An 18,882-nucleotide genomic window follows, 5' to 3' on the forward strand; every position below is an offset into this window, starting at 1 on the left:
TTAGAAGCATTAAAAAACCCATTTAAAGAAATTTAAATGGGTTTTTTAATGGTGGTTGGTAGTTCTATATTTTAATATTTACTCAATTTTGCTTTCATCATAAATTCTTCTGCTTTTTCAACCATGTTGTAACTTCCACAGAAAAAAGGAACGCGTTGGTGTAATTCAGTCGGTTCAATTTCCATAATTCTATTCATTCCATCTGATGCTTTTCCTCCCGCTTGTTCAGCGATAAATGCCATCGGATTGCATTCATAAAGTAAGCGTAATTTTCCTTTTGGCGCTTTGGCACTCGTTGGATAAATATAAATTCCGCCTTTAATCATATTTCTATGAATGTCAGAAACTAAACTTCCAATGTAGCGCGACGTGTACGGTCGGTCTTCCTCATCCGTTTGGCAATATTTAATATAATCTTTCACTCCTTGCGGAAAATGGGTATAATTTCCTTCGTTGATACTGTAAATATGTCCATCTTTTTTAAACGTCATATTAGGATGCGAAAGGTAAAAAGTTCCAATCGCTGGATTTAAGGTAAAGCCATTAACACCGTGACCTGTGGTATAAACAATCATTGTAGAAGTTCCATAAATCACATAACCTGCTGCAACTTGATTCACGCCTGGCTGTAAGAAATCTTCCGATTTAACGGGCGTTCCAATTGGAGTAACTCTTCTATACACTGAAAAAATAGTTCCCACAGAAACGTTCACATCAATATTTGACGAGCCATCCAAAGGATCCATTAAAACTACGTACTTATTATTATGTCCGTTGTCACTTCCTTGAACGGTAATAAAATCATCATTTTCTTCAGAAGCAATTCCACATACAATTTCACGGTTGATCAAGTTCTGAATAAAGACTTCATTTGCATACACATCCAATTTTTGTTGGTCTTCACCTTGAATATTTTGCTCTCCTGCTGCTCCAATAATATCTACTAAACCCGCTTTATTTACCTTATAATTTACAACTTTGGCCGCTAACCGAATGGAGTTAATAATCCGTGATAATTCGCCTGACGAATACTTAAATTCTTCTTGCTTTTCAATAATAAATTCTCCTAAGGTCTTGTTGCGTTCTTCCATGTCGAAATCGTTGTAGTTCTTAGGTGCAAATATCGTATATTTTGACAAAAAGCAATGCATTTTATTGGATAGTTGTTTATGGTTTTTTTAACAAATTGACTAAAATTTAAAATCTGCAATTCAAAAACGTTTATTGTTTAATTTAATGTGAAGATTTAAAATCCAATGAAAAAAATAAATTCTCACTTTGTATATTTACAAAAACTTTGAAAATGAAGATCAGAAAAGGACAAATTGAAGACATGCCCCGCGTTTTAGAATTAATTCAGGAACTGGCTGCTTTTGAGCTACAACCCGATGCGGTGGAAGTTACCGTTTCTGATTTGGAACGTGATGGTTTTGGAACGCATCCGCTCTTCCAAATTTTAGTAGCTGACATAAACGGTGAAATTCCTGGAATTGCTTTGTTCTACAATCGATTTTCTACTTGGAAAGGCAAAACCATTCACTTGGAAGATTTAATCGTTTCCGAAAAATACCGCGGTTCAGGAATTGGAATGCAACTCTACAAAGCGGTGATGGCAGAAGCCAAAGATCAAAATGTCCGTCGCGTTGAATGGAATGTCTTAGATTGGAACACACCTGCTATTTCATTCTATGAGAAAACGGGTGCTGTGGTTTTTAAAGATTGGCTTGTAGCACAAATGGACGAGGAAGGTTTGACTGCTTTTTTGCAAAATAATAAATAAAAATTTTACATAAATCACCCGAATTCTTTGAAGTTTATTTCCTAAAAGTCGGTGCAATTTGTGTAAAAAATCAATAAGAATAATGAGGGTATTTAAATTTGGTGGTGCTTCTGTAAAGGATGCAGCAGGTGTACAAAATGTTTACGAAGTCCTAAAAACAGTAGGCTACGACGATGTTTTAATCGTAGTTTCGGCTATGGGCAAAACTACAAATGCTTTAGAAATTGTAATAAAAGATTATTTTGATAAATCAAAAGCACTACAAGCTTCGGTTCAGGAGGTTAAAAAATACCATTACGAAGTTATTTTAGATTTATTTGAAGACGAAAAACATGCTGTATATCAAAATGTTGATGCCATATTTCAAGAATTAGATTATTTTCTGAGTCACAATAAATCACCCAATTACAGTTTTGTGTACGATCAAATGGTTTCCTTTGGCGAATTACTTTCGAGCACTATTTTAAGCCACTATTTTACCAGCCAAAACATACCCAACAATTGGGTGGACGTTCGGAATTTTATTAAAACCGATAGCAATTATAGAGATGCAACCGTAAATTGGGAAATTACACAAAAAACAATTTCTAAAGGAATTAAGAAAAATATTCTCAACATTACCCAAGGATTCATTGGTGCTGATGAAAATAATTTTACTACTACTTTAGGTCGAGAAGGTTCAGATTATTCTGCCGCCATTTTTGCGTATTGCTTAAATGCTGAAAGCGTCACCATCTGGAAAGACGTTCCTGGAGTGATGAATGCCGATCCGAGGTACTTTGAAAATGCCACCTTACTCAATCAAATTTCCTATAGAGAAGCGATTGAATTGGCTTTTTATGGCGCGACGGTCATCCATCCAAAAACATTGCAACCTTTGCAAAGAAAGGAAATTCCATTACTCGTAAAATCGTTTATCAACCCAATTTTACCCGGAACAAGTGTATCAAAAGGAGTTGATTTAGAACCTCACCTTCCTTGTTTTATCGTCAAAAGAAATCAATTATTATTATCACTTTCGTCCATCGATTTTTCGTTCATCATGGAAGAAAACATAAGTGAGATCTTTAAGTTATTGCATGAATTTAAGATGAAGGTCAGTTTGATTCAAAATTCTGCCATCAGTTTTTCAGTTTGTATTGAAGATAAATATGCTAATTTCGAAGCGTTGAAATCCATTTTATCTAAGAAATTTGCCGTTTCTTATAATGAAAATGTATCACTTTACACGATTCGTCATTTTGATGAAAAGTCAAAAACTGCGATTGAAAAAGACAAAACTGTTTTATTGAAACAAATAAGTAGAGAAACGCTTCAATTGGTTACGAAGGAAATTGAACTATAAAAAATGCAGTTTTTCTTCATGCTATTCTCAAAAAAATGATCTCGAAAAAATACCAAAACGCAAGACTTGGCACTTTTTTCTTTGCGAATTGGGTATCAAAATTTACGGAATTGCTAGACGAAGAAACCAGTAGAAATGAACTAAATTATAAAAGAAATTGTCTCACTCCAATATAGCATCAATTCTTTAATTAGTTTCCAAGGTCTTAAAACCAACGATACTCTAGTAAAACTTGGCGCAGTTTTCGGTAAAAAATACTACAAAACAATCTGCTGTTCGGTAATCTAATCAAAACACACTACTTTTGAAGTCTTGGCGTTATACATTCTATGATTAAAAAGGTTTTTATTTGTTTGCTGGTGATTTGGATTTCGGGACTTCAAGCCCAAGAAATTCCCTCGCTGTATAAAACAAAGAAAATGCTGGTGTCTCGTGACACAATATTTATAGACTCCGTTTCTATCAATCCCACTTTTTTCAAGATTTTAGATCAGAACAATCATGTTATTGACAGTAGTTTTTACAAAGTCAACTTCCAAAAATCAATATTAGTATTCAATTCAAACTACATTTCGGCTGATACAATCACGCTTCGTTATTTTGAATTACCAAAATTTCTGACGCAAGAATACAGTATTTACGACCAAAAAAGAGTTGTAGCAAATGCCAAAGGATCATTATTCAAAGTGGATCAAGAGCCTAAAAATAAATTTGTCCCCTTTGATGGACTTTCAACATCAGGAAGCATCACTCGCGGAATAACCGTGGGAAACAATCAAAGTGCCGTTGTCAATTCGAGTTTGGATTTACAAATTACGGGGAAAATTTCGGATAAAGTCAGTCTTCGTGCTTCCATTCAGGATACTAATATTCCATTACAGGAAGGTGGTTATTCGCAAAAGCTGGATGAATTTGATCAAATCTTTATTGAACTTTTCGCAAAAGATTGGAGTGTCCGAGCCGGCGATTTATTTCTTGAAAACCGAAATTCTAAATTTTTAAACTTCAATAAAAAAGTACAAGGTATATCCACCAACTTTCAATTTGGAACCGAAACGGCCAAGACCAGTATTTTTGCCGCAGCCGCTTTGGTTCGGGGTCAATATACCAAAAGTACTTTTGTAGGACAAGAAGGAAATCAAGGTCCATATAAACTTCGTGGGCCAAATAACGAATTATTTGTATTGGTCATTTCCGGTTCAGAGCGCATTTATGTCAACGGCGTTTTGCTCAAACGTGGCGAAAACAATGATTATGTAATTGATTATAACGCTGGAGAAGTGACTTTTACCTCACTTTTTCCAATTACTTCCGAAATGCGAATCAACATTGAATACCAATATTCCGATCGAAATTATACGCGATTTGTGACTTACGCGGGCGCCAATCATGAAACTGAAAAATGGAGTATTGGCGGTTATTTATACTCTGAAAATGACGTAAAGAACCAGCCGTTGCAACAAAATCTCTCGGAAGAACAAGCACAAGTTTTGGTTAACGCAGGTGACAATCCTGACTTGATGACCGCTCCTTCCGCATTTATCGATTCCTTTTCAGAAAATAAAATTTTGTATCGGAAAGAAATGATAAACGGAATTGAAGTTTTCATTTTTTCCAACAATCCTGAGGACGAATTATACAATGTGAAATTCAGTTTGCTTGCGCAAAATCAAGGCAATTACATCTTAACAAATGCTTCTGCTGTGGGAAAAATTTATGAATACGTTGAACCCATAAATGGTGTAAAACAAGGGAATTACGAACCCATTATTCAATTAATCGCTCCAACAAAAATTCAAATTGCTACTGTGATGGGAAAATTTAATCCTTCTGAAAAAACAACTATTGATTTTGAAGTCGGACTAAGTAATAACGATTTAAATCTGTTTTCAGGTCTAGATGACGATAATAATCAAGGAGTTGCAGGAAAAGTAACTATTAAACAACGTTTACTTTCTAAGAAATGGAATGTAGATTTTTTTACAAATTACCAATTTATACAGAAAGAATTTAGAACTATTGAACGTCTGTTTACAATTGAATTTGACCGCGATTGGAATTTACTTGATCCTACTGGAAATCAAAGTTTACTGATTTCAGGGCTTTCTCTTCAATTACCAGAAAAAGGACTCTTGACGTATCAGTTTGAAAACTTAAATTTTAGCGACTCATTTTCAGGAAATCGACATGTAGTGGATGCTTTTTTCAACTTGAAAAATTGGTCCATTCAAAATAACGGAAGTTTCCTAAAAAGCAACGGTGTCAGTGCAACTTCGCAATTTTTGAGAAATAAAACGAAGGCCAAATACAATTGGAATAACAACTGGATTGGTTCAACTTTACAATTAGAAGACAATCAAGAAAAGTTAAAATCAACAGGATTGCTTTCGGCTTTAAGCCAAAGATTTACAGAATATGGTGCGTTTATCGGTCGAGGAGATTCCACGAAAGTATACGCTGAATTAGGCTATTTAAACCGCGTTAATGATAGTTTACAAAATGGTATTTTACAGAAAGTAAACACGTCACATTCCTATTATTTAAAATCAAAATTAGTACAAAACGACCGCACCGATTTAGCCGTGTACATTAATTACCGTACGTTATCTTTTGAAGATGAGAATAGAAAAAACGAACCTTCATTAAATTCAAGATTGCTTTACAACACCCGCTTTTTCAACCAACTCGTCCAATTTTCCACTACGTATGAGAACACTTCAGGCTCCATTGCACGGCAAGAATTTACGTATCTTGAAGTAGAAGCCGGACAAGGTGTGTATGTTTGGAACGACTATAATTTAAACGGGATTCAGGAATTGGAAGAGTTTGAAGTGGCGCCATTTCCAGATCAAGCAAAGTTTCTGCGTGTTTTTCTTCCCAATCAAGTTTTTGAACGCACCCATCAAAATCGATTTTCGCAATCCATAATTTTGAATCCATTGCAGTGGCAAAACGAAACAGGTTTTAAAAAAATAGTATCTTATTTTTACAATCAAACCTCCTATTTAACGGAACGGAAAATTGCGAGAAATGGAAGCAACTTCGACTTGAACCCGTTTAGTTCATCGGATTCTGATTTATTGGGACTGAACACTAATTTCAGAAATAGCTTATTTTACAATCGCGGAAAGCAAAAGCATTCGGTGACGTACACTTTCTTAAACAGCCGAGTTAAAAATTTGTTGTCTGTAGGCTCACAAGAAAACAAAAATGCTTCACATCAACTGCAATATTTGCACTTGTATGCAAAGAGTTGGTTGCTGAATTTTTCTGGAAAAACAATTGCAACGACCTTAGCCTCGGAAAACTTTGCGACAAAAAATTATGAAATTGATGGATTTCAGGTTGCACCAAAATTGACTTATTTGTTTTCAAAAAGTACAAGTTGGGATGTTTTTTATGAATATGAAAAGAAAAACAATACGCTAGGAACCGAAGCATTTTTGCAGCAAAATCGATTTGGAAGTTCATTTACATATTCTGGCAAAAAGCAATTTACTCTGAATGGCGAAGTTTCGCTGTATCAGAATAAATTTGACGGAAATGAATTGGCACCGGTGGCTTTTCAAATGTTAGAAGGTTTGCAAGTGGGAGAAAATTTGACTTGGAGGTTGCTTATACAAAAAAATCTAACGCAATTTTTAGACATTAATCTAAATTATCAAGGAAGAAAAAGTGAGACGAGCAAAGCCATTCATACCGGAAGTGTTCAATTGAGAGCTTATTTTTAATCATAGAAAAATCTGTAACTGTTACTAAATCAACAAATACTATTTAATATATTTTGATATTAAATATTTTTACATATTTTTACATCCTATCAAAATTAAAATGAAGAAACTTTTTTTACTGATACTAATCGTATTTAACGTCACTCTAAGTCATACACAATGTGCTCCTCCACCACCTCCAGAAGGTGACTGTGGGTGTGGCTATTTAATGGCATGGGATCAGGAAAATTGCGAATTTGACACAGATACGCCAGCCTATCGTGCCTGCTTAGATACTGAAGGATGTGCTGCTCCAATAGACTCAAACATTATTATTTTACTTTCTTTGGCATTGCTACTTGGTTTAAAATATACTGTAAAAAAAAGACGATTTGAAAATTAATTCAAATCGTCTTTTTTATTAAAAATCTATTCTATCGAAAGACAATTTATGCTCTACAAGTCAAATTTAATTCCTTGTGCCAAAGGCAACTCATCAGAATAATTCACTGTATTGGTTTGTCTTCTCATATATACTTTCCAAGCATCAGATCCTGACTCGCGTCCACCACCTGTTTCTTTTTCACCACCAAAGGCACCACCAATTTCAGCACCTGAAGTTCCAATATTTACGTTGGCAATTCCACAATCTGAACCTGAATACGACAAGAATTTTTCAGCTTCTTTTAATTCGTTCGTCATGATTGCAGAAGATAAACCTTGGGCAACGCCATTTTGCATATCAATTGCATTTTCCACTTCACCACTGTATTTCATTAAATATAAAATTGGCGCAAACGTTTCATGCTGCACAATTTTAAATGAATTTTCAGCTTCAATGATTGCTGGTTTTACGTAGCATCCACTTTCGAAACCTTCGCCTGAAAGTACACCACCTTCTACCAATACTTTTCCACCTTCTGCTTTTGCAGATTCAATGGCAGCTAAATAAGTGTTTACTGAATCTTTATCAATTAGCGGTCCGATATGGTTTTTCTGATCTAGTGGATTCCCGATTGTCAATTGACCATACGCTCCAACAATTGCGTCTCTCACTTTATCATATACCGATTCGTGAATAATTAAACGTCTTGTAGATGTACATCTTTGACCTGCAGTTCCAACAGCGCCAAAAACAGCACCTGGAACTACTACTTTTAAATCAGCAGTTGGCGTGATAATGATTGCATTATTTCCACCTAACTCTAACAAAGATTTTCCAAAACGCTCAGCTACTTTAACTCCTACAATTCTACCCATTCTTGTAGAACCGGTAGCAGAAATTAAAGGAATTCGCGTATCGGTAGTCATCATTTCACCAACTTTATAGTCGCCATTAATGATGGATGAAATTCCTTCTGGCAAGTTGTTTTCTTTTAAAACTTGAGCAATAATATTTTGACAAGCTACAGAACACAGAGGTGCTTTTTCTGAAGCTTTCCAAACACATACATCTCCACATACCCAAGCCAAAGCCGTGTTCCATGCCCAAACTGCAACAGGAAAGTTAAATGCTGAAATGATTCCTACTACACCAAGCGAATGCCATTGCTCTCTCATTACGTGTCCTGGACGTTCTGAAGGAATGGTTTGACCGTTTAATTGGCGTGATAAACCTACAGCAAAGTCACAGATGTCAATCATTTCTTGCACTTCCCCGTATCCTTCTTGCAAGGATTTACCCATTTCGTAAGAAACTAATTTCCCTAATGGTTCTTTTAATTCTCTTAATTTATTTCCAAATTGACGTACAATTTCTCCTCTTTGTGGAGCAGGCATTGTTCTAAATGTTTTAAAAGCTGCAGTAGCGCTTTCCATTACTTTTTCGTAATCTGCTGCTGTAGTTGTTTTTACTTTTCCAATTAATTGACCATCTACTGGTGAATGACTTTCAATGATTGCTCCGTTTGAAAACCACTCATTTCCTGTTGATGTTCCTTCGTTAACGGCTTTTAGCCCTAATTTTTCTAGTGCTTCGTCCATTCCGAATTGTTGTGCTATTGTAGACATTCTTTATTTTTTAATGGTTTTTATTAATATTTATGCAAAAATAAGACTTTTATTTTACTTTCATTGCCGCAATTGCTCTTCAATGAATTTTGATTTTTAGGATTGTACCCTAGCCCAGATGGAAGCGGCATCCTTTTTATTTTCGTGATTGCGAGAAACGAAGCAATCTGAAATAAAAAGATACAGTGAACAGCTGGATTAAGCTCCTCAAAATTATTTTACAAACTTAGGATCTGCTTCCATCACTGTTCCGCAATTGTTACATGTTCGTAATTCTTCTGAACTATAAAAGTGTTTAAAATGCGGTAGGAAGTCTTTCTCAATATCCTTTAATTCAAAATAAACCTCATGTAATTTATGATTGCACTTTTCGCAGAACCATAGTAAACCGTCTTTTAAGTTTTGACCTTCGCGTTTTTTCTCAATCACTAATCCAATTGAGTTTTCAGATCGAACGGGAGAATGAGGCGTTTTTGCGGGATGGAGGTACATGTCGCCGGCATTTAATTGCATCGCTACTTTGTTACCTTCGTCTTGGACATAAACCGTAATTGACCCTTCCAATTGATAGAACAGTTCTTCGGTTTCATTGAAGTGGTAATCTTTTCGCGCATTGGGTCCTGCAACAATCATAACAATGTAATCGTCAGAATCGATGTAGATGTTTTTATTTCCCACAGGTGGCTTGAGCAAATGTCTGTTTTCGTCAATCCATTTGGTCAAGTTAAAAGGTTTTGCGATAGCCATATTTTAATTTTTTAGCTAATTTACAAAAATAAAAAAGGCTGGTAAAAAACCAGCCTTTTAAAATTTCAATTTATTTTATTTCCTTTAGCAAATAGATGTATACAGGAAAGTGATCGCTAAAACCAGGTTCACTTGGAGAGTTTCTTAACGGATACCCCTTGTACTGTCCTGAAATTTGTATCAAGAATTGCTTGTTATAAATACCAGCTTTCCAGTATTGAAAACTTGAAAAGTCATTTCTTAAAAATGGCTCACTGAGCATAATTTGGTCAAAAATATCACCAGAATCTCTATAGAATAATGTGGCGTTTCCATCCTTTGCCATTTGTTCAAAAGGATTATAAATACCAGATTTTTTAACTTCAGATTTCTTTAGTTTAGCGCCAATTCCTTCTTTTACACTTTTATTATACGTTCCATCGTTTAAATCACCCATAGTAATGATTTTTGCATTCGGATTGATTTTAAACAAGGAATCCATAATTTTTCGGTTCAATCGTCCCGCTGCTTCTCGGTACGGACTGCTTCTTTTTTCGCCACCTGAGCGAGAAGGCCAGTGATTTACAATAAAATGCATTTCTTCACCGTCCAATAAACCAGTAACTAATAATTGGTCACGTGTATAAATTCTTTTGCTTGTTGCGTCAAAATTTACATTTGGCTTGTCCGACTCTTCGGCATCTTTTTCCTCTTTTTTAGAAGTGTCCGCTTCATTTTGGTATACATATAAAGGAACATTAATATAGCTCGTAGGTTTAAAATGCTTTTTCTGGTATAAGAATCCTACATCAATCCCTCGCTTATCAGGCGAATCAAAGTGTACAATACCGTAATCCTTGCTTGCGATTTGAGGATTTTTTACTAAATCTTCTAGCACCCCTTTGTTTTCCACTTCACAAACTCCTAAGATAGTTGGCGATTCTTTTTGTTGGTCATTAGTTCCAATTCCTACAATAACTCGGGCTAAATTATTTAGCTTCTGCTTGTATTTTTTGGATGTCCAACCGTTTTGCGGCAAATATTCTTCGTCATAATTTGCTTGATTAATGGTGTCAAATAAATTTTCTACGTTATAAAACGCTACAGTATGTATCTTAAATTTTTTATCCTGAGCATGCACCTGAGACATTGCAAAGGCAAGAAATAAAGACAGAAAGATCGATTTTTTCAATTTCATAAATATCTAATATTATTTAAGTGTGAAGTTTAACAGAAACTTGGCTGTAAAAGTAATTATATTTAATTAATAATGTAACTTTGTCGCCGTTAAGAAAAGATTATTTTAACATAAAAGGATTAAATTAAATTTATTTATGAAAAAGCTTGTAATTAGTATGTTCTTTGTGCTGCAAGTTGTTTTTGCTTGGTCACAAGACAAAACAGCCGGAGTTACTGGGAAAGTTGTTGATTCAAAAACGCAAAAACCTTTAGAAAATGTAGTGACTTCTATTGAAAACACCACATTTACCGCTTTGACAAATAGCGAAGGTCAGTTTGTTTTTGATGCAGTTGTGGTTGGTGATCAATTATTAGAAATTAACAGTGCTGGTTATGCCAGACAATTGATTTCAATTTCTGTTACAGAAGGTAGTGTTTTGGATTTAGGAACTATTATGCTTGAAGAAGACATTACGTCTGAACAACAACTTAGTCTTATTACACTTACAGAAAATGATTTAGGAGACGACAATAGTGGATCCGAAAGTACTGCTGGTTTACTTCAAGCCAGTCGTGATGTATTTCAACAAGCTGCTGCTTTTAATTGGGGTCAAGCCCGATTTAGAATTAGAGGTCTTGATAATGAGTACGGTAAAACGATGATTAATGGTATTTCTATGGATAAGGTGTATGATGGTCGACCTCAGTATGCTAACTGGGGAGGCTTGAACGACGCTACTAGAAATCAAGAATTTACAATGGGATCTGCTCCTTCTGCTTACACTTTTGGTGGTGCTTTGGGAACACAAGAAATCAACACAAGAGCTTCGATCTACCGTCCTGGTTCTAGAATTTCGTTTTCAAATACTAATACCAATTATAGTTTCAGAACTATGGCTACTCACGCCTCTGGAATGGATAAAAACGGTTGGGCTTATGTAATTTCAGCTTCTAGACGTTGGGCACAAGAAGGTTACTTTGAAGGAACAGACTATGCTGCAAATTCATTCTTTGCTGCTGTTGAAAAGAAAATTAACGACAACCATAGCTTAAATTTTACTGCCATTTATGCACAAAACAGTCGTGGAAAAAACTCTCCAAATAGCGATGAGATAAACGACTTAGCAGGTGTAAAATATAACTCCTATTGGGGATACCAAGACGGTAAGAAAAGAAATTCAAGAGATAAAGATGTTGAAGAACCTATTTTTATCTTAAGTCATTACTGGAAAATTTCTGATAAAACCGATTTGAACACCAATGTAGCTTATCAATTTGGCTCTATTTCAAACAGCCGTTTAGACTATAATGGAACAAGAAACCCAGATCCTACATATTATAGAAATTTACCAAGTTATTTTTCTACATTTCACGATAACACAACCGGAGAATATTTAGGAAACACACCTGAAAATATGTTGCTAGCTGATGCTAATCGTGAATCATTTTTAGCAAACAGACAAATCAATTGGGATGAATTATACCGTGCTAATCAAGAACAATTATCAGGAGAAAGTTTAGCTATTTTATATGAAGATACTACAGAAGATAGACAATGGACTGCTAACGCACTTTTAGCTTCACAATTGTCTGACAATATCATTTTCAACGGTGGTTTTAACTATCGTAAATTACGTTCTGAAAACTTTCAAAATGTACTTGATTTATTAGGTGGACAATACTACCTTGATATTGATACTTTTTTACTACAAAAAGGCGGTGGAAGAGAACAATCTGATTTAGCTAATCCAGATCGAAAAGTGGTTGAAGGAGATAAATTTGGATACCGTTATTTACTTCATGCCGACGTGGTTGATGCATTTACACAGTTTAAATTTAGCTATAATAAAGTAGATTTTTATTTGGCTCAATCATTTTCTAGAAGTCAGTACCAAAGAGAAGGTATCTATCAAAATGGAAACTACCCTACAACTTCAAAGGGAGACAGTAAGAAAGTCATTTTTGAAAACTTCGGTTTTAAAGGAGGTATGACATATAAAATTACGGGTCGTAACTTTTTAGACTTCAACGGAGCTTACATGACAAAAGCGCCTTCAATGAGAAATACTTTTCCTAATGTAAGACTGAACAATAATATTGTTGAAGATTTGCAAAGTGAAGCGATCGTAAGTGCTGACGCAAGTTACATCATTCGTACTCCAAAATTGAAAGCCAAAATAACTGGATATTTTTCAAGAATTAGTAATTCAACAGACATTGCATTTTATTTTGCCGAAGGAATTGGAATCATTGACGAAACTACTAATGCTTTAGTAAGTGGAAATGGAAATGCTTTTGTTGCAGAAATCGTTACAGGTTTAACAAAGCAAAATATGGGTGGGGAATTTGGTATTGAATATCAATTTACTTCAACTATTAAAGGTACAGCCACTGCAGCTTACGGACAATATACTTACGCAAGCAACCCAAATGTAAAATTAAACGTAGATACTAATAGATCCGTAGTAGATTATGGTAGTGCTACAATGAAAGATTACAAACAACCGGGTATGCCGCAACAAGCATATGCTGTAGGAATAGAATATAGAGATCCTAAATATTGGTGGATTGGTGCAAATGCCAATTATCTTGCCGATAACTACTTAGATATTTCTCCATTATTAAGAACTGATAACTTCTTTAAAAATGCAAATGACCCAGACGGTTTCCCATTTGCTGGAGCTACTGAAGAAGCAGGAAGAGAATTGTTAAAGCAAGAAAAATTTGATCCAGTTACTTTACTTAACTTAGTAGGTGGAAAATCTTGGAGAACCAATTCTAAGAACAGAAATACAATTGGATTCTTTGCAAGTGTTAATAATGTACTAGATAAAACGTATAAAACAGGTGGTTTCGAACAAGCTAGAAATGCAAATTTCGAACAATTGTCTCAAGACATGCAAGGCCCTGCTCGTTCATTTGGTCCTAAATATTTCTACGGTTACGGACGAACTTATTTCGTTAACGTATATTATAACTTCTAATAAAATAAAAATTATCATATGAAAACAAATTTTTTAAAATCAATCTTTTTCGTAGCATTATCAGCAGCTCTTTTTACGAGTTGTGTAAATGATGACGATTATTCAATTCCAAATTTGGAATGTAATGAGCCGGTAATTACCTCAACAGTGAAAACCGTTCAAGCTATATATGACCAAGCTACACCTGTTGCAACTTTATACCAAGCAGACGATGTAATTGAAGCGCATGTAGTTTCAAGTGATCAAGGAGGTAACTTCTACAAAATCATTTACATGAATTCCATGGACGGTGAGATCGGATTCAGTGTAGCTGTTAATCAAGTAAGTACTTTTACTGATTACGCGGTTGGAAGAAAAGTATACGTTAAACTTAAAGGTTTATACACTCAAATCAGAAACAACACACTTCAAATTGGTGCTCTTTTTAATGGAAATGTGGGTCAAATTGCAACTACAGAATACAAGAAAGCAGTAGTTAGAGCATGTGAAGTAGTGGAAGAATCTACATTAGTAAACGAACTTACTTTAACAGACATCAATGACAGCAATCTTGGAAAACTAATTGAATTTGTTGATGTACAATTTGCTGATGATGCATTAGGTCAAAATTACTACAATGCAACTAATGTGGTAGGTGGAGAAACAAATCTAATCATTACAAATGCAGAAGGTAAAACATTAATTTTCAGAACAGGTTCATTCGCTAAATATGCAGGTATAGCAGTTTCTCCAAACAGCGGAAGAATTAGAGGTATCTTGACAAAATTTGGTTCTACTTATCAATTTGTAGCACGATACGCTTCAGACATTAAATTGACAGAGCCGCGTCTTACAGCAGGCGGTGGAGATACAGGTGGTGGAGACACTGGCGGTGGAGATACTGGCGGAGGAACTACTGACCCAACAGGTCCAGTTAGCGCACCAACAGGATCTATTTTCTTCGGTGGTGGAGATTTCGAAAATTTCGCAGCATTTACTACTGCAGTTGGAACTCAATTTCCACTATCTTCAAATGCAGCTTTAAGTACTGCTACAGGAATAAGTAATAGCAACTCTTTAAAAATAACAGGTACATCAAGTTCAAATACATTTTTGTTTTCAGTTCCACCATTGGCAAGTTTACCTGCAAATCCAACTAAAATCATGTTCTATGTAAGAGGAACCTCTACTGGAAAATCTTTATCTATGAACATTTACAAAGCCGGAAGTGGTTATGACTGTTTCAATTTAGGAGATTTAGGAGCAACTGGAGTTACTGTTGAAAAAACAACTGTACTACAAACTACAGGATCCTCAATTGGAAGTGGTGTAAACGATTATATTGGTACAATAAATACTAATAACACTTGGGTAAAGGTGACATTAAACATTACTGGAATTCCAATTAATACTGATCCAGGAAGTAACATTTTTGCATTAAAAATTGGAAAAGATTCTACATATGATTTACATGTTGATCATTTTACAATTCAATAATTGGTGCAACTTATTCAATACAAAAAAGGCTATCGTTTATTCGATAGCCTTTTTTTATACCCACAATTTAAGCAAATCTATTCATTTTGAATCAATAACGATTCCATCTGAGCGTCTCTCTTATAGACATCTTCGTAGAAATTTAAGTTTCCACTTCGATCCATCCACGCGGTGAAATAACCAATGTAAACAGGTATCTCACTTTTTAACGGATACCATTTTTCTGTTCCTTTATGCATCGCTGCATCAATTTTCTCTGGCGACCAGTTGGAGTCATCTGCGAGAATGTGCTCCGCTAAATCCTTTGGTTTTGCCACACGAATACAACCGTGACTGAATGCACGCGTTTCTCTTTGAAATAAACTTTTAGAAGGCGTATCATGAAGGTAAATATTATTACTATTTGGAAAAATAAATTTTACCAATCCCAATGAGTTTCTTACCCCTGGCTTTTGACGCACTTGTCCGTTATTCCATTCCATATTATGGTTTGCCAGATAATTACTGTTTTTCTGAATTCCGGGAAGGACTTCATTTTTAATGATACTTTGTGGAATATTCCAATAAGGACTAAATACAACGTACTTCATTTTTCCACTGAAAATAACCGTCTGATGTACCGTAGTTCCTACCACTACATCAGATTGTAAGACGACCGAATCATTCTTTATATAGGTCAATTGATATGCGGGAATATTGACTACTATATACTCTTTGTCTTGCGAAATAGTTGGCGATATCCAACGGCACCGTTCCATATTAATCATTATAGTTTTTATCCGATCCGCTACCGAAACATTCATCGCACCAATCGTATTTTTACCCAAGGTTTTATCTACCAAGAAACCGTGACGTCTTTGAAATACGGAAACTGCATCTATTAAACTTTTATCAAAAAGTCCGCTCCCAGAATCTTCTTTAAGATCTCCCGAAATAAAGAGTCGTTTCCGTATTTGCGTAATCAAAGCGGAACTGTCCTTAAATCTTAAACTCTTGAATTCTTCAGGCAAAACGATGGAATCCCATCCCCCATTTTTCGCAATAATGCGATACTGCTCCAATGCTTTCTTTAGTTGGTAATATTGCTTATTGAGCTGAGTCTTTTTGTGAACCAAACCAGGATTTGCTAATAAAGTATCTAAATAAGCAACATAAGAAGTGGGTTTGCGCTCTAAAAACCAGCCCATTTCTTCCCTCTTTTTTTGATCAGTTCCAGCCAAAACTTTATCAGTATAGAAAAAATAATAATTGGTTAAAAGCAATTCGCCTGTCAAATCAGTAGCTGAACTTTGGTACCACATCAAATCAAAAGCCTCCTTGTAAGGCAATTTTTCCGTAATTCCTTCCTCGGCAATAGAATTGATTCGGTTGTACAATACCTCGGCAGTTTCTTTGCGACCTTTGCTATCATGCCATAAATAATTAAACTTATGATTTCTGTAAGCTGCAAGTACGTCTTCTTGATATTTGACAAGTTCAGGATGGGTTTTATAAAAAGTGGCAATACCTGTGCTATCAAAAGGCTTCAATTCAGGATCAGGCTGATCCAATTTCAATTCTAACTGCTTTACCACAATAGGCTCCTCGGCTTTACATTGCCACAGCATTAAAATAACACCTAAAATTAACACCGCACCCACAATTATTACATACTTACTTTTCATAACTAGCACTTTTTTCTGTATAAAATTACTATTTTTACTTACACTTCCGATAAGATACGAAAAATTATGAAACAAGCGCTACTTCTACTTTCTCTCCTATTTACTACCCTAACAAGTCAGTGCCAAAATGTGGATCGTGAGACCAAAGCCGTTCATCAAATTATAGATTCTTGGCACAAAGCCGCTTCCGAAGCTGATTTCGCCACTTATTTTAATCTCATGTCTGACAATGCTATTTTTATCGGCACGGATGCGACAGAGAATTGGAACAAAAAAGAATTTCAAGCGTATGCTAAACCCCATTTTGACAAAGGAAAAGCATGGAGTTTTATTCCTTTAGAACGAAACATCTATTTTTCTGCTGATCAAAAAACTGCTTGGTTTGACGAGCTTTTAGATACACAAATGAAAATCTGCCGCGGATCTGGTGTACTAACTAAAGTGAATAACGAATGGAAAATTGCGCATTATGTTCTTTCCATTAATATTCCAAATGAGTTATCAAACGAAATTGTCAAAATGAAGACAGCAGTTGATGAGCAGCTGTTAAAAAGCATGCGGAAGTAATTCCAATTTTTCTTGAAACTCACCAGCTGGTTTTTATTTTATCCTATTTTTCGATAATAGAATACCTTTTGTAATATTATTTACTGCATTGTCATACATTAAAGTGACGTACTACCTTCTTGTATGATCATTTATTTAATACCATCTCGCTTAACACAGCTTTAAAAATTAGTACTTCGGAAGGATTTAATCCCTTTTAGAAGTAAAGAAGAAGCACCACAAAATCAAAATTATTTAAAACAGTTATAAATAGAGATGAATTCTCAATTGTTTTTCATTTTTCAAAACCAAGCCTGAAAAGGAACCGTAAATAGACCTATAAACCATTGTTAAACACATAAAATCTGTAGTATGAAAATAAATAAGTATGTAAAAATAGCCGCAGGAAGTATTCTTGGCATCGTTCTTCTTTTATTTATTGTTTTAGTAGTGCACATAGCAACAGTTAAACCAACCGTTTATGACAATGCTACTTTGCAAATTAGTCGCATTGACTTTAAACAACCGATTGACAGTGCGATGGCAAAGCAAATCAACCGAGACATGAAAAGTATTAAAGGTGTAAAAAATCCTTCTGTCTTTGCTGATAAAAAAGTAGTAGTTTATTACCATGATATGACCATAGCAAATTCAGAACAAGTGTATACGCAATTAATGGCAAAAGGAAATTATAATGCATCTCGCTATGTAGTTCCGGCCGCATTAGCCTCCAATGGAGTTTGTCCCGTGATGGATGAGGACAGTTTTAGCTTCAAATTTTCTAGAGGAATCCAACGAATTTTTAATTAACTATAAATACTTTTATTATGACTAAGTTTTCAAAAATCGCACTATGTGCACTGATTATTGGTTCTAGCGCATTTTTCACTTCTTGTGACGATGACGATGAGAACCCAACTGTAACACCAGAACTGACGCTTTATCAAAAATTAGGCGGAACTACTAAGGTAACGGATCCTAATAATACATCAATGATGATTGAGCAAGGAAGATTGAGTTTCCGTTCTGTAGTAGATTCTACTATTGTACTTATTGTTTCTGATATTGTAGCCGGAAATGAAGGAAATCTAGGAGCGCACTTTGCACCTTTAGCTGGTGAAGTTTTTGGACCAACAATGAACACAACCAATGTAGCCGTGCTAAGTAAAAATCTTACCGATTTCTTCTCTGCAAATACAGGTGGTGGAGCGACAAATACGTATTCAGGATTAAATATGGTTGATGCGCATAATCCTGCAGTTCACCCAAGAATGGGTGCCAAAGCAACTAACGCAAATTACGACAAATTCGTTGGTTACGTAGTAGTTGCAGCTGGAAAAAATGGTGTAACTGATCCTGCATTGGTTGGCGAAGTTGGAGCTGTTTTGGAATCATTGAGATCGCCAATCGTTCAAGACCCAAGCTAATAATTCTAAACTATTAAAAATGCCATTCAATTGAT

14 protein-coding genes are annotated in these 18,882 nt (G+C 35.2%); 9 read left to right on the plus strand and 5 right to left on the minus strand.

Translation table 11 applies throughout. The annotated features are described in order from the left end of the window. Positions 1 to 71 precede the first annotated feature (71 nt). Positions 72 to 1,091: a class 1 fructose-bisphosphatase gene (gene fbp, locus H602_RS0113845; protein ID WP_026978540.1), complete on the minus strand. Its 1,020-nt coding sequence runs from the start codon at positions 1,089 to 1,091 to the stop codon at positions 72 to 74. Positions 1,092 to 1,303: 212 nt separating this feature from the next. On the opposite strand from fbp, the gene H602_RS0113850 reads away from it, so the two are divergent. The 4 genes from H602_RS0113850 to H602_RS0113870 all read left to right on the plus strand — a co-directional run bounded on the left by H602_RS0113850 (position 1,304) and on the right by H602_RS0113870 (position 7,238). After that, positions 1,304 to 1,780: a GNAT family N-acetyltransferase gene (locus tag H602_RS0113850; protein WP_026978541.1), complete on the plus strand. Its 477-nt coding sequence runs from the start codon at positions 1,304 to 1,306 to the stop codon at positions 1,778 to 1,780. Between the two features lie 82 nt (positions 1,781 to 1,862). Then, positions 1,863 to 3,125 carry an aspartate kinase gene (locus H602_RS0113855; protein ID WP_026978542.1) on the plus strand — a complete coding sequence of 421 codons (1,263 nt, stop codon included), beginning with the start codon at positions 1,863 to 1,865 and terminating at the stop codon, positions 3,123 to 3,125. 329 nt (positions 3,126 to 3,454) lie between these two features. Next, positions 3,455 to 6,856 (plus strand): hypothetical protein, encoded by a 3,402-nt coding sequence (locus H602_RS0113865; RefSeq protein WP_026978543.1) that lies wholly within the window; start codon positions 3,455 to 3,457, stop codon positions 6,854 to 6,856. Positions 6,857 to 6,956: 100 nt separating this feature from the next. Then, complete coding sequence (locus H602_RS0113870) at positions 6,957 to 7,238, plus strand: hypothetical protein (protein WP_026978544.1); 282 nt, start codon at positions 6,957 to 6,959, stop codon at positions 7,236 to 7,238. Between the two features lie 53 nt (positions 7,239 to 7,291). Here the strand turns inward: H602_RS0113870 and amaB are convergent, their stop codons facing one another. From amaB to H602_RS0113885, 3 genes are all read right to left on the minus strand, one after another. Further along, a complete protein-coding gene (gene amaB / locus H602_RS0113875; protein WP_026978545.1) occupies positions 7,292 to 8,845 on the minus strand; it encodes an L-piperidine-6-carboxylate dehydrogenase in 1,554 nt (517 codons plus the stop codon). 213 nt (positions 8,846 to 9,058) lie between these two features. Next, a complete protein-coding gene (locus tag H602_RS0113880; RefSeq protein ID WP_026978546.1) occupies positions 9,059 to 9,592 on the minus strand; it encodes a 3-hydroxyanthranilate 3,4-dioxygenase in 534 nt (177 codons plus the stop codon). A 70-nt stretch (positions 9,593 to 9,662) separates the two neighbouring features. After that, positions 9,663 to 10,769 (minus strand): endonuclease/exonuclease/phosphatase family protein, encoded by a 1,107-nt coding sequence (locus tag H602_RS0113885; RefSeq protein ID WP_026978547.1) that lies wholly within the window; start codon positions 10,767 to 10,769, stop codon positions 9,663 to 9,665. Between the two features lie 136 nt (positions 10,770 to 10,905). Here H602_RS0113885 and H602_RS0113890 point away from each other — a divergent pair, with 136 nt between their 5' ends. Continuing rightward, positions 10,906 to 13,734 carry a carboxypeptidase-like regulatory domain-containing protein gene (locus tag H602_RS0113890; protein WP_026978548.1) on the plus strand — a complete coding sequence of 943 codons (2,829 nt, stop codon included), beginning with the start codon at positions 10,906 to 10,908 and terminating at the stop codon, positions 13,732 to 13,734. Between the two features lie 18 nt (positions 13,735 to 13,752). Then, the gene (locus tag H602_RS19435; RefSeq protein WP_051224542.1) at positions 13,753 to 15,210 is read left to right on the plus strand and encodes a DUF5689 domain-containing protein; all 1,458 of its coding nucleotides are present in this window, start codon (positions 13,753 to 13,755) and stop codon (positions 15,208 to 15,210) included. A gap of 77 nt (positions 15,211 to 15,287) precedes the next feature. Here the strand turns inward: H602_RS19435 and H602_RS0113900 are convergent, their stop codons facing one another. Next, a complete protein-coding gene (locus H602_RS0113900) occupies positions 15,288 to 16,874 on the minus strand; it encodes a L,D-transpeptidase family protein (RefSeq protein WP_026978549.1) in 1,587 nt (528 codons plus the stop codon). A 66-nt stretch (positions 16,875 to 16,940) separates the two neighbouring features. Between H602_RS0113900 and H602_RS0113905 the strand changes: the two genes are divergently transcribed. The 3 genes from H602_RS0113905 (at position 16,941) to H602_RS0113915 (ending at position 18,847) form a co-directional block, all read left to right on the plus strand. Further along, positions 16,941 to 17,441: a nuclear transport factor 2 family protein gene (locus H602_RS0113905; RefSeq protein WP_026978550.1), complete on the plus strand. Its 501-nt coding sequence runs from the start codon at positions 16,941 to 16,943 to the stop codon at positions 17,439 to 17,441. A 351-nt stretch (positions 17,442 to 17,792) separates the two neighbouring features. Further along, positions 17,793 to 18,230 (plus strand): hypothetical protein, encoded by a 438-nt coding sequence (locus H602_RS0113910; protein WP_026978551.1) that lies wholly within the window; start codon positions 17,793 to 17,795, stop codon positions 18,228 to 18,230. A 17-nt stretch (positions 18,231 to 18,247) separates the two neighbouring features. After that, a complete protein-coding gene (locus H602_RS0113915) occupies positions 18,248 to 18,847 on the plus strand; it encodes a globin family protein (RefSeq protein WP_026978552.1) in 600 nt (199 codons plus the stop codon). Positions 18,848 to 18,882 lie beyond the last annotated feature (35 nt).

The sequence above is a fragment of the Flavobacterium tegetincola DSM 22377 genome (assembly GCF_000425485.1).
In the GTDB taxonomy this organism is placed as follows: Bacteria; Bacteroidota; Bacteroidia; order Flavobacteriales; family Flavobacteriaceae; genus Flavobacterium; species Flavobacterium tegetincola.